Origin of the sequence: Helicobacter anatolicus (assembly GCF_021300615.1) — a bacterium.
Classification (GTDB): Bacteria; Campylobacterota; Campylobacteria; order Campylobacterales; family Helicobacteraceae; genus Helicobacter_H; species Helicobacter_H anatolicus.
The window spans coordinates 197,219-210,382 of the sequence record NZ_JAJTMY010000003.1; the positions used below are offsets into that span (position 1 = coordinate 197,219).

Annotated in this window: 13 protein-coding genes; 7 read left to right on the forward strand and 6 right to left on the reverse strand. The window is 30.4% G+C overall.

Annotated features, from left to right (window positions below; all coding sequences use genetic code 11):
- Positions 1-98 precede the first annotated feature (98 nt).
- The 4 genes from LW133_RS05230 to LW133_RS05245 all read right to left on the reverse strand — a co-directional run bounded on the left by LW133_RS05230 (position 99) and on the right by LW133_RS05245 (position 5,069).
- On the reverse strand, positions 99-614 hold the full coding sequence (locus LW133_RS05230) for an adenylyl-sulfate kinase (protein WP_233077381.1): 516 nt from the start codon (positions 612-614) through the stop codon (positions 99-101).
- The gene (uvrA, locus tag LW133_RS05235; protein ID WP_233077382.1) at positions 611-3,427 is read right to left on the reverse strand and encodes an excinuclease ABC subunit UvrA; all 2,817 of its coding nucleotides are present in this window, start codon (positions 3,425-3,427) and stop codon (positions 611-613) included. Before uvrA ends, LW133_RS05230 begins: the two co-directional genes overlap by 4 nt.
- Positions 3,428-3,557: 130 nt before the next feature.
- Positions 3,558-4,256, reverse strand: coding sequence for a DUF4198 domain-containing protein (locus LW133_RS05240; RefSeq protein WP_233077383.1), 699 nt, complete (start codon positions 4,254-4,256; stop codon positions 3,558-3,560).
- 120 nt (positions 4,257-4,376) lie between these two features.
- Entirely contained in the window at positions 4,377-5,069 is a 693-nt protein-coding gene (locus tag LW133_RS05245; RefSeq protein WP_233077384.1) for a Bax inhibitor-1/YccA family protein, read from the reverse strand.
- 151 nt (positions 5,070-5,220) lie between these two features.
- On the opposite strand from LW133_RS05245, the gene gap reads away from it, so the two are divergent.
- From gap to mqnF, 7 genes are all read left to right on the forward strand, one after another.
- Positions 5,221-6,213 carry a type I glyceraldehyde-3-phosphate dehydrogenase gene (gene gap, locus LW133_RS05250; protein ID WP_233077385.1) on the forward strand — a complete coding sequence of 331 codons (993 nt, stop codon included), beginning with the start codon at positions 5,221-5,223 and terminating at the stop codon, positions 6,211-6,213.
- 7 nt (positions 6,214-6,220) lie between these two features.
- Positions 6,221-7,378, forward strand: a complete 1,158-nt coding sequence (locus tag LW133_RS05255; RefSeq protein ID WP_233077386.1) for a DegT/DnrJ/EryC1/StrS family aminotransferase — start codon at positions 6,221-6,223, stop codon at positions 7,376-7,378.
- A complete protein-coding gene (locus LW133_RS05260) occupies positions 7,375-7,887 on the forward strand; it encodes a hypothetical protein (protein ID WP_233077387.1) in 513 nt (170 codons plus the stop codon). Before LW133_RS05255 ends, LW133_RS05260 begins: the two co-directional genes overlap by 4 nt.
- 132 nt (positions 7,888-8,019) lie before the next feature.
- The gene (locus tag LW133_RS05265) at positions 8,020-8,520 is read left to right on the forward strand and encodes a ferritin (RefSeq protein ID WP_233037754.1); all 501 of its coding nucleotides are present in this window, start codon (positions 8,020-8,022) and stop codon (positions 8,518-8,520) included.
- A 96-nt stretch (positions 8,521-8,616) separates the two neighbouring features.
- Entirely contained in the window at positions 8,617-9,843 is a 1,227-nt protein-coding gene (locus LW133_RS05270; RefSeq protein WP_233077388.1) for an amidohydrolase family protein, read from the forward strand.
- Positions 9,830-10,645, forward strand: coding sequence for a small-conductance mechanosensitive channel MscS (gene mscS, locus LW133_RS05275; protein WP_233077389.1), 816 nt, complete (start codon positions 9,830-9,832; stop codon positions 10,643-10,645). Before LW133_RS05270 ends, mscS begins: the two co-directional genes overlap by 14 nt.
- Positions 10,642-11,889, forward strand: a complete 1,248-nt coding sequence (mqnF, locus tag LW133_RS05280) for an aminofutalosine deaminase family hydrolase (protein WP_233077390.1) — start codon at positions 10,642-10,644, stop codon at positions 11,887-11,889. The genes mscS and mqnF overlap by 4 nt, the downstream gene beginning before the upstream one ends.
- Here mqnF and ung read toward each other — a convergent pair.
- Both ung and LW133_RS05290 read right to left on the reverse strand, forming a co-directional pair.
- A complete protein-coding gene (gene ung / locus LW133_RS05285; RefSeq protein WP_233077391.1) occupies positions 11,882-12,580 on the reverse strand; it encodes a uracil-DNA glycosylase in 699 nt (232 codons plus the stop codon). The genes mqnF and ung overlap by 8 nt on opposite strands.
- A gap of 9 nt (positions 12,581-12,589) precedes the next feature.
- The gene (locus LW133_RS05290; RefSeq protein ID WP_233077392.1) at positions 12,590-12,892 is read right to left on the reverse strand and encodes a TRL-like family protein; all 303 of its coding nucleotides are present in this window, start codon (positions 12,890-12,892) and stop codon (positions 12,590-12,592) included.
- Positions 12,893-13,164 lie beyond the last annotated feature (272 nt).

Below are 13,164 nucleotides of genomic sequence, written 5' to 3' on the forward strand. Positions count from 1 at the left end.
ATTTTAACTTTGGTAGTGTAATATGTAATCTATTTAAAAATAAATATTACTTTAAAATTTTTATCACAATTGTTACTAAAATTAACATTTTTGGAATGCTATATTTTGCTCTGTATTGTTTCAATAATCATAGCAACATTATTTTGCAATGCCTCTTGTTTATCATTATAAACAACCAAATCTGCTTGTGGAATATCAAAAGGAATATCTACTCCTACAACATTTGCAATTTTTTTATTTATTGCATTTGAATAGAGACTTTTTTGATCTCTTTTTAATAGTTCTTCAAAGTCACAATCTACAAAAATCTCGCAATAAGATTTTATCAAAGCACGATTAAAAGTATAAATTTCATTAAAAAGTGAAATTGTAGAAACAAGCACAATCATACCTTGTTGTGCCAAAAAATTCGCCATTAAAGCACGCTTTTTTGCCATCTCTATTCTTGAATCCCTATCATAATCAAAATTCCCTAGAATCTCTCTTAGTTCATCTCCATCTAAATAAATCACATTATCTTGATACAAAGAAAGCTTATTTCTTACTTCTCTAGCAATTGTGCTTTTTCCGCTCCCTGCAAGTCCGCAAATCCAAACTACAAGCCCCTTTTTCATTGCATTTCCCTTAACTCTTGTGCTAAGAATTTTCCCGTATAACTTCCTGTTTTTTGATAATCTTTTGCTACTTTTTGCACACTTCCACAATCAACTAGCTTGCCACCCTTATCGCCCCCCTCAGGCCCAATATCAATCAGATAATCTGCATTTTTTATCATGTCTAAATTATGCTCAACCACCACCACAGAATTGCCAAGATCTACTAAATCATGTAAAACCTTTGTTAATCGATCTACATCTGCAAAATGTAATCCCGTTGTAGGTTCATCTAAAATATAAAGAGTCTTGCCTGTATCTTTGCGCCCTAGCTCTTTGGCAAGCTTTATTCTTTGCGCTTCCCCACCACTTAAAGTTACAGCATTTTGCCCCAAAGTAATATAGCCAAGCCCCACTTGTTGTAAAGTTTTCAATCGTGTTGCAATTTTTGGAATCTTATTAAAAAACTCCAATGCCTCATCTACGCTCATTGCCAAAACATCAGCGATTGATTTTCCTTTGTATTTGATTTCTAAAGTTTGAGGATTATATTTTGCACCATTACAAGCATCACATTTTACCATCACATCAGGCAAAAAATGCATTTCAATTTTAATCTCTCCTTCACCTTGACACTTCTCGCATCTTCCTCCTTTGACATTAAAACTAAAACGCCCAATACCATATCCCAAAATTTTAGATTCTTTTACTTCACTAAAAAGTAACCTAATGTCATCCATCACGCCTGTATAAGTTGCAGGATTACTCCTTGGAGTCCTTCCAATAGGGGTTTGATCAAGATAAATCACTTTATCCAATGCTTCTAATCCCTCAATCTCTACGCCATCACATTTTTTAATTTTTTTAGCATGATTTAATAATTCTTGTGCCACTGGCAACAAGGTCTGCAAAATTAAGGAGCTTTTTCCACTCCCACTCACCCCTGTTACACAAACAAAATTTGAAAGAGGAATTTTTACACTAAGATTTTTTATATTATTAATACAAACATTTTTTACTTCTAAAAAATTATCTTGTGCTCTATTTTTGCTATGAGAAATTTCTTTTTTTCGATTAATATATTGTGCAGTTTGTGTGTGAGATTTTAGCATCGTTTTCACATCTCCACAATAAACAATCTCACCTCCATTTTTCCCTGCTTCCGGCCCAATATCTACAATAAAATCTGCATTTTTTATCGTTTCTCTATCATGCTCAACTACTATTACAGTATTACCTTTTTCTTGCAAACTTCTTAATGTTTTAATGAGTTTTAACGTATCTCTTTCATGCAACCCAATACTTGGTTCATCTAAGACATACATCACCCCAGTAAGTCCACTACCAATTTGACTTGCAATACGAATTCTCTGACTTTCTCCTCCGCTAATTGTTCGTGCATCTCTCCCTAAACTCAAATAACCAAGCCCTACATCATACAGAAAAAATAGCCTTTCTTTAATTTCCTTAAAAATAGAATTTGCAATAAATTTTTGTTGCTCACTAAGATAACTAAAATTTTCATCTTTCATAAAAAAAGCATAACTCTCTTCAATAGGCATATCAATGATTTCTCCAATCCCTTTTCCACCTACTTTTACAGAAAGTGAAGGAGCCTTTAAACGATGAGACTTACAAGTAGGACAAGGCTTTTCACTCATATAATCTGATAAATCTTTTTCATCTTTAAACATATCATAAGCAATTTGCAAAATCCCTTTCCATGGTCGCTTTAAAATAGAATCTTTCCATTTAATTTCTACTTCAATACCATTTCCATACAATAAAGAATCTTGCTCTTGTTTATCCAATTCTTCAAAACTTTTATTTGCATCAATCTTATTTATTTTGCAAAATCCAGCAAAAAGTTCAGCGTAATAATTCCGATTAAACCCAAAAATTACTTTGATTCCACCCTTATTTAATGGCAATGATTTATTTAAAATTTTTTTGATATCAATACTATATTTACTCCCCAATCCTCCACAATCCTCGCATGCTCCCTTTGGAGAATTAAAAGAAAAACTCAAAGGCTCTAGTGCTTCAAAACTAATTTTGCAATCAAAGCAAGCTAAATGTTCACTATAATGAATTACTTTGTTATCTTTTGTCTCCTCACCCAAAATCTCAATTTCTACCTCACCATAAGATTCCTTAAGTGCCTTTTCTATACCTTGTGCAATTCTTGAGTGATTCTCCTCGCTCATTACTACACGATCTATTATTACTTTGATCGTATGCTTTTTTGTTTTAGAAAGTTCAATATCTTCATCTAAACGCACCAAAACACCGTCAATATAGGCACGGACATATCCTTTTTGACGCAAAGCCTCTATCTTATCTGCAAAACTTCCCTTTTTTTCTTTAACAATAGGGGCTAGAATAATAATTTTAGAATCTTCTTTGATTTTTAATACTTCTTGGATAATGTCTGTTTGGCTCATGTGTGAAATTTCTTTACCACACAAATGACAATGCTGAATCCCCACTCTAGCAAACAAAAGTCTAAAGTAGTCATAAATTTCTGTAATCGTCCCCACCGTAGAACGAGGATTTTTAGAAGTTGTCTTTTGATCAATAGCAATTGCTGGGGTTAAACCTTCAATCTTATCTACATTTGGTTTTCCTACTTTGTCTAAAAATTGTCTTGCATAACTTGAGAGCGATTCTATATAACGGCGTTGTCCTTCTGCATAAAGCGTATCAAATGCCAATGTACTTTTCCCACTACCGCTTAATCCTGTAAAAACTACAAGTCGATTTTTTGGAATTTTAAGATTAATATTTTTTAAATTATTTTCTTTTGCACCAAAAACTTCTATAACATTTTCCAAAAATAACCCCTTAAAAATTAAAATCCTAAATTATAACATTAATAACAACATAGCAAATAAAATAAATGAAAGAAATGTAAGAAGATTCTATAATCACAGAATCCAAAAAATGACAAAACTAAATAATAAATTATTTAGTTTTAAAGCTTAAAGTCGAAGTAATTTGTAAAGTATCTGCAAATTTATCAAGCTGTCTTATTTTGATACTTGTACCAAAAATCTGCAAACCATCTTGAGGCTTTCTAAGTTTGAGTTCTATAATTCCATTTTCATCTGTATAAAGATTTTCAATATCATCAATTTGATCTTCAAACTCTAAACCTTGTGCAGGCCTGCCTTCAAAGAAAACTTGCAAACGCAAACTATCGCCCTCTTTTAACTCCAAAGGATTTTGCAAAGGTACAATTTCTAATTTCAAACCAATAGGTTTAGAAAAATTAGCATTCCATTGAAAAATACTCTTACCAATTTTATAAATTTTTCTTGTTTGTGTAACTTTATTTCCACCTTCTTTATCAGTCAAACTATCGCGTCTTTGCGCATAGTGTTTGCCATTTGATAAAAAAGTATAATGCCCAAAGTCATAATGTATGGCAAGCATTGCTGGATTTGTAGCAATAATCTTATTATTTGCATAATCAAAAGCTACTTTTTGATTCATACCTGCAGAATCTTTTGCAACGATTCCAAAAATATTTTGAACTTGATATTCTCCCCAATGTCCATCTGCCCAAAATACCACCTTATACTCCCCATTCTCTTGCACGGGAAAAAATTGATGTGCAAAGCCCATCACACTTAAAACTACAAAAAACAATATTTTTTTCATTATGAAACCTTAAGTAAAAATTATTAAAGAATTATTATTGCTAAAAATGGTAATTTATTGAAAAAAGAAAGGTTAAAGCATTAATCCCAAAGAAGAAATTCTTCTTTGGATCAAAAAAATTTATTCGTCTCTGCCGCCCAAAAGACCTGTTAACTGCAAGATGGAAATAAAAATATTTAAAAAATCTAGATAAAGGCTAATTGCCGCATCTACTGGGCTATCATAAAGCCCTCTGATAATATTTTGTGTGTCATATGCTACATAAATACTAAATAAAATTGCACAAGCCCCTGCAATTACTACTTGAAATACTGGGGAACCCATAAAAATATTTACAATAGAGCAAACTACAACAATTACTAATGCGATAAAAAGCATTTTACCCATATTTGCAAGATCAGTTTTTGTTTTGATCGCAAAAATACTCATTGCACCAAAAATAATTGTAGTCATTCCCAAAGCTTGCCAGATTGCCCCTACACCACTTTTTGCAATCACAAATCCAAGTAGTGGTACCAAAGTAACACCTGTAAGCGTTGTGAAAATAAATAGCATTGCAATGTTCAATACAGGCTTATTTTTTGAAAACATTAAGCCAAAAAATGCTGCAATTTCCAAAACAAAAAGAGCCATTTTGTATTGTACAACAGCATTAAAATTCATCAACCCAATCAAAGCACCAATTGTTGCAAAAAGCAAGCTAGCAGCAAAAAATTTATAAGTGGTTTTTACAAAATTTACCAAAGCACTTTCATTGCTAAAAGCTATGCTTTGCTCCATGCCTCGCGCCTGTTCTCTATTATATAGACTCATTTTTACTCCTTAATGGATAGTTTGCCTCTTATGCTATAAAAACTCTGTTAAGAAAATGTAAATTATTTATATGCTTTAATAAAAAATTATAGATCATAATAGAGATAAGATATAATATTATATATAAATATAAGTGTTCAAATGAGGTTTTATGAAAAAAATTAAAATTGCTATCAATGGTTTTGGAAGATTGGGGCGTAGTATTGCAAGAGTAATTGCTATGCAAGAAGATATGGAGCTTATAGCCATTAATGATATAAGCTCATGGGAAATCCTCTCCTACCTCTTAGAACACGATAGCACACATCATCATTTTCCAAAACCCATAAAATTTAGCGATCAAGAACTTTTTATCAACCACAAAAAAGTAAAGACACTTAACCATTCTAATCCAAAAGATATTGATTTTAGTGATGCTGATATTGTTATAGAATCTTCTGGGAAATTTTTAGAACAAAAAGATTTTTTGCACCATCTTGAAAAAGGTGTAAAAAAAGTCATTCTCTCTGCTCCAAGCAACGATGATATGCCCACTTTTGTGCTAGGAGTAAATCATCAAAACTATAATGATGAAAATATCATTTCAAATGCCTCTTGCACGACAAATTGCCTTGCACCTATTTGTTATATTTTAGATAAACATTTTGGTATTAATAATGGCAATATTATTACAATTCATAGCTATACAAACGATCAAAATCTTTTAGATCATGCACATAAAAACGACAAAAGACGATCTAGAGCAGCAGCAAATAATATCATTCCCACCTCAACAGGTGCAGCCAAAAATCTCTATAAAGTCCTTCCTAATCTAAGAAATAAACTTCATGGTCATAGCGTACGCATACCTGTATCAAATGTTTCTTTGCTTGATTTAAATATTAATCTTTTAAAAACCCCTTCACTTGAAACGCTAAATTCCCTTTTTGAAGAATATGCTACAACTTCACTCAAAGGAATTTTAAGTATAGATTCTCATTTTGGTGTAAGTAGTGATTTTTTACAAAATACACACAGCAGTATCATTGCTAAAGATTTAAGCTTTAATATAAATAATCTTGTAAAAATTATGGCATGGTATGATAATGAATGGGGTTATTCTAATCGCATTATTGAACTTGCTAGATACATTTTAAATAAATAGGATATTTATGGAAGTCAAATTTTTAGATCTTACATTTTTAAATAAACCTTATTTTGTTCCATTTCTTGAACAAATGCAAGATATTCTTTATCAAAGTAGTTTTATTAATGGAGAATACAATGCAATTTTTGAAAAAAATTTTGCAAAATTTATAGGTGTAGAAAACTGCATTGGGGTAGGTAATGGAACTGATGCACTAGAAATTGCTATTAAGGCATTAAACCTTCCAAAAGGAAGCCATATTATCGTCCCTGCAAATACTTTTAAAGCTTCTTGTGAAGCAATCTTGAACATGGGCTATAAAGCCGTAATTGTAGATTGTGATGAAAATTACAATATTAGTATAAAATCTCTAAAAAATGCTATCACGCCGCAAACTTCCGCTATTTTAATCGTGCATCTTTATGGAAGAATCTGCGATATGCTATCAATTTTGGAAGTAGCAAGAAATTATAATTTAGCAATTATTGAGGACTGCTCACAAGCCCATGGTGCAAAAATAAAAATTGATAATGAAGTTGTTTGTGCAGGTAGTATTGGCGATATTGCAACTTTTAGTTTTTATCCCAGTAAAAATTTAGGGGCAATTGGCGATGCAGGTTGCATTGCAACTCAAAGTTCTTTTTTAAGTAATCGTTGTAGAAATATTGCAAATCACCATCAAGATTCCAAAGAAAAATTACAATTTATCGGACGAAATTCAAGACTAGATCATCTGCAAGCTATGTTTTTAAATCTTAAACTAAAAGATCTAGAATCCCATAACCAATACCGACAAAATTTAGCAAACTATTATCAAGAAACTTTGCAAGAAATTGAACAAATTGTTTTACCAGAGATCCCAACTTATAGTTATCAATGTGTATGGCATCTCTATGTAATTAGACTACAAAAGGAACTAGAAGGCAAAAGAGAGGAATTACAAAACTTTTTAGAACAAAATGGAATACAAACGCATATCCACTATCCCCAAAATCTCAGCAAAATCAAAGAAATTCGTATGCATATAAATACAATAATCAACCCCACGCCTAATGCAAATCATTGGGATGAAAATATCCTGTCTTTACCAATGGGAATACATGTTACAAAAGAACATATTATCTATATTGCTGAAAAAATACAAGCATTTGTTGCTAATTTATCACAAAGGACAAAATCATGAAAACTTCATTTTTTATTTTTTTATCTCTTTTATTTTTTGGTTGTACAAATACTAAACTTGCTACACCACAAGAAGAAAACATACAGTGCCAAAATGCCTATGCATTCATCTCTCACCCCACTATCACTCTAGAAAAAAATGATCTTGAAATTGAGGAAAAAAATATTTTACAAGTGTTAGAAGATTTAATGATGGATAATTGTATAGTTATTAGTAATAATCCAGATTCTTATGAAGCAAATCTTGTAGTTACAAGTGCATTTAGTTCACAAAATAAAGAAGGTATTGCCACAAAAGCACAGGAAAATACTGCAAAAATAAAAGTTAGTCTTTCATTAAAAAAAGACAGAATGACAAGAACTTTTAATAGCGAACATATCCTAACTATTAATGGTAAAAAAGTTCTTGGTATCGGACAAAAAGCTCAAATTACACAAGAAGAAAAACAAAAATTATTAAAAAGTGCGCTCAAAAGGGTTTATAAACAAGCACAAAATGCTTTACGATAAGAAATTTTTCCTTTTATATTCTCATTTTTTGATAAAAATGATTAATTATTTCTTATTTTTAAATAAAAATGATAATATATTACAACTATCTTTTTATATAGTTAGACTTTATTTTAAAAACAAGGATCTCAAATGTTAAGCAACAAAATTATCGAAATGCTAAATGAGCAAGTTATCAAAGAAATGTATGCGGCAAATCTATATTTAAGCATGAGTTCTTGGTGCTATGAAAATGGCTATGATGGTGCTGGAAAATTTTTATTTGATCATGCAGGCGAAGAAAGTGATCATGCAAAAAAATTAATCACTTATTTAAATGAGACAGATTCTAAAGTAAAATTATCCACAATCCCTGCTCCAAAGTCTGATTTTAATAATCTTTTGGAAGTTTTTAAAGAAACTTATGAACATGAAAAAAGTATCACTCAATCTATTAATGCATTGGTAGACTTTACTCTCAATAGCAAAGATTATGCAACTTTTAACTTTTTACAATGGTATGTTGCAGAACAACATGAAGAAGAAGCATTATTTAGAGGAATTGTAGATAAATTGAGCTTGATTGGCGATAATGGCAATGGTCTTTATCTTGCAGATCAATATATTAAAAATATTGCAATTTCTAGAAAATAATTTTCTAAGTCCCTAGAGATTTAGGGGGCACCTTTTACAAAATGCCATTTTGATAATTTTTATAGTAGAATCTTAAAAAAATAATGAGGATTTTCTATGTTATTACAAAATGGTACAATCTCTGATTGCTCTGGTACAAAAAAGACAAATATCCGCATTCAAGATCATAAAATCACACAAATCGATTCCAACTTACAGCCCTATGAAAATGAAAAAATCATAGATTGCACAGGAAAACACATCCTTCCAGCACTCATTGATCTAGATGTTTCTCCTAAGAATAAGATCCTAAATAGCAAAACCCTAAATAGCTTAGCAAAAAAATGTTTGCAAGGGGGTGTAGGAAGTATTTTATTATCTGCACACACAAATCCAAAATCAAATAATGAAAATATTTTAGAACTTATAGATTTTATTGATACTACCTTGCCTATTACCTTATTTTCTAGTATTTATGCCTTCAATGAGGATCAAAAAATTACAAATATTGCGTCTTTAAAGAATTCTCGAACAAAAACTCTACATCTAAAAAGCCAGGATTTAGAAGGGCAAAATCTTTTAACACTTTTACATTATGCAAAAATGCTTAATCTATCTCTCATGATTACACCTTATGATGAACAACTTGCCCAAGGTGTGATAGATTCTGGACAGCTTGCCACAGAATTAGGATTACCCAGTATTCCCTATATTGCATGGAATAAAGAAATTGTAAAAATATGTGAAATTTCTAGGGAATTTCATTGTCCTGTGCTTTTAAATATCACACAAAAAGAAGGGTTTGATTATATAGATTTTTTTAATCAAAGAGGTGCAAAAATCATAACACAAACTCCATTACACCATTTAATTTTAGATGAAAATGAATACAAAAACTATAATACAAAAGCCAAAATGTTTCCACCACTAAAAAATAAAAAACACAAAGAAATACTTCTGGAAAAACTACAAAACAATCAAATCCAATGTCTTACGAGCTTGCAAAATGCGACTTATAACTCCCAAAAAGATGAAGTTTTTGAGCTTGCAAGCAATGGTGTTGATACTATCAATCAATATTTTTCCATCCTTTTTACTTATCTTGTAAAAACAAATCTTATCACTCTTGAAAAACTCCTTGAAATCACCGCAAAAAATCAAGCAGATTTTCTTGGTCTTGAAAATAAAGGAGTATTACAAAAAGATAAGGATGCGGATTTAATCATTGTGGATTTAAATCATCATTTTATTTGTGAAGATTCTTATTCTCCATACTTTCAAAAAGAACTTTATGGAAAAGTAAATTCTATAATTTTACAAGGAAAAATCTATGGAACAAATTAAACTTTTTTTACTTTCTCACCTTCCTTTGTTACAAAGTCTTGGTATTGCGATACTCAAAGCACTACTTATTGCAATTTTTGGTTGGTATTTTGCAGGTTTTTTTCGTAAAAAAACTTATACTTTTTTGAAGAAAAAAGATGAAATTCTAGCAAACTTTATTGCTCAACTTATTTTTGTGCTTTGCTTCCTTATGGTTATAATTGCTGCATTAGGAGCATTAGGAATACAAACTACTTCTATACTTACAATTTTAGGAACTGCAGGAGTTGCAATTGCTCTAGCATTAAAAGATTCTTTATCAAGTATTGCAGGAGGTATTGTATTAATTGTCTTGCGTCCTTTTAAAAAAGGTGACACAATAGAAATTAATAATCTCAATGGAAGTGTGGAATCTCTCAACCTCTTTAATACTTCTATCCGTCTTCCTGATGGCAGATTAGCAATTCTTCCCAATAAACATATTGCTAATGCAAATATTATTAATTCTACAAGCGAAAAAAGACGCATAGAATGGATTTGTGGTGTGGGCTATCAAAGCGATATAGAAATTGTTAGGCACACCATAAAAGATGTAATTGCTAGTATGGATAAGATTGATAAAACTATGGCACCATTTGTAGGAATCACAGATCTTGGACCAAATTCTTTAAATTTTACTATTAGAGTATGGGCCAAACTTGAAGATGGTATTTTTGGTGTGCGTAGCGAACTTATCGAGCGTATAAAAATTGCATTTGATCAAAACAATATTGAAATACCCTACAATAAACTTGATATTTCTATAAAAAAGGAATCAGAATGAAAATTGTTGGTGCAAGCAAAGTTTTTGTTTGTGATGAAAATTTCAAGATTCTAGAAGATAGTGGAATTGCAATCAAAGAAGAAAAAATTGTTGCGATAGATGATTATAAAAAACTAATTCAAAAATATAACAATGCGACAAAAATTTTTTATAAAGATTGTGTGCTTTTACCTAGCTTTGTCAATCCACATATCCATTTTGAATTTAGTAATAATCTTGCAAATTTTACTTATGGAAATTTTGGAAACTGGCTTGATAGTGTTATGCAAAAAAGAGATGAGGTTTTAAATGACAATACCAATGCTATTTTACAAGCCATTCACGAACAGATTCTAAGTGGCGTAGGGAGTGTGGGTGCAATTAGTAGTTATGGAGATGATATGCACTCTTTAATAAATTCTCCTTTAAAAGTTGTATTTTTTAATGAAGTGATTGGCTCAAACCCCAGTGCTATTGACTTTCTATATAGCAATTTTTTACAACGATTAAAAAATTCTATGCAACATGCATCAATAAATTTTATCCCTGCAATTGCCCTACATTCCCCTTATTCTGTTCATTTTATTTTGGCAAAAAAGGTTTTATCTCTCGCTAGAGAAAAAAACCTTTTAACTTCTGTACATTTTTTAGAATCTCAAGAAGAAAGACAATGGCTAGAATCTTCACAAGGATATTTTAAAAAATTTTATGAAAAAACACTTCAAGTCAAAAATCCAAAATCACTTTATAGCATCCAAGAATTTATTGAACTTTTTAAAAATATGGATACTTTATTTGTGCATTGTTTAGAAGCAAATATCAAAGAATTATCCCAACTCATGCAAAGTGGCCATATTATTACCTGTCCTAAATCCAATCGTCTTTTAAATAATAAACTTTTAAACCTTGATCATATAAATATGCAAAAACTCTCCATCGCCACAGATGGTAAAAGCTCAAATAATAATTTAAATTATCTTGATGAATTACGCACTATGCTTTTTAGTTATCCAAATAAAAATTGCATAGACTTTGCTAAAGAGATTTTATTAAGTGCTACTTTATATGGTGCTAAATCTTTACAACTTTCTAATGGAAGCTTACAAGAAGGATTTTTTGCAGATTTTTGTATTTTTGAGATCCCATCTCTCGCAACAAGCACACAACCCGCTTTACATTTTCTCTTACATGCCAAAGAAATTCAAGCACTTTATAGAAATGGAATCTGTATGCTAGAAACAAAATCTCAAAAAAATTCTAACTAAGATTCCAATTAAAATCTATCCCTTTTTCTTTTAGAAAAACTTCAGCTCTACTAAAAACACCACTTCCTATAAATCCCTTTGATAGGGGACTTGGATGAGGTGCAATAATAATACAATGTTTTTTTTCATCAATTAAAAATATTTTCTTTTTTGCAAAATTTCCCCATAACATAAAAACAATTCCTTCAAAATTTTGTGAAATTTTTTTTATAATTGCATCACTAAATTTTTCCCAACCAAAATGTTGGTGAGATGTAGGTTTGCCCTTTTCTACACTAAAAATTGCATTTAAAAGCAAAATACCATTTTCTGCCCATTTGCTAAGATTCCCATGATTTGGCGGAATAAAATTTAAATTTTGGGAAAGCTCCTTGTAAATATTTCTAAGACTTGGGGGAATAGAAAAACCATAAGGCACAGAAAAGCTAAGCCCCATAGCTTGAGGGATTTCTTGATTTTTTAAAAATATACTCCCATGATAAGGATCTTGACCTAAAATTACAATTTTTATTTTTTGTGGTGGAGTAAGATTTAATGCATTAAACAGCAAATTTTTAGGTGGAAAGACTTTTTTACCACTTTTTATTGAATCCTCATAATGCTTTTGAATCTCTAAAAAATAAGGCTTTTGGAATTCTTCTTTTAAAAGTTCTCTCCACTCTAAAATAATTTGTGTCTTAAAATCTATCATTCTTTAAGATTATTCACCTGTAACAATTAATTTTTGCTTAGAATAAAGTCCCAAAATTGATAAATTTTCTGTATCTACAGAATGTATTTTTGTAATCCCACCATTTTTAGCGGCTGTAGCAATAGAACAATCACCAAATGCTACAAATAAAATTGCTTGACATTCTGCTTCACCTCTTTTACTTCCTAAAGTATTACTTGTTGCTTCAATACCTGATTTTGTTAAATTTATTGGTGCAATCATTCCAGAATTTGCGACATGGCATCCTGCAAAAGCTAAAGCAATAAAAATGCTCATTAAGATTTTTAACATTTTAACTCCTTCTTAAAAAATAGCTAAAATTATAAATCAAAGATTCTTACACAAAGTTTAAATTTTTTTATTAGATTTATATATTATTTTTTTAGTTTATTATTACAATATCACCACTCTTATAATTCCAAGAAACCCTAAAATAAAATATACATTTTTATAAATAATCTAAAATTTTTTATTACTTTGATTTTAAACAATAACTCTTTAAAATCTTAAATTTAATCCTATTTTCCCCATCACTCCAAAATAGTTAATATTAAAAGAGATAA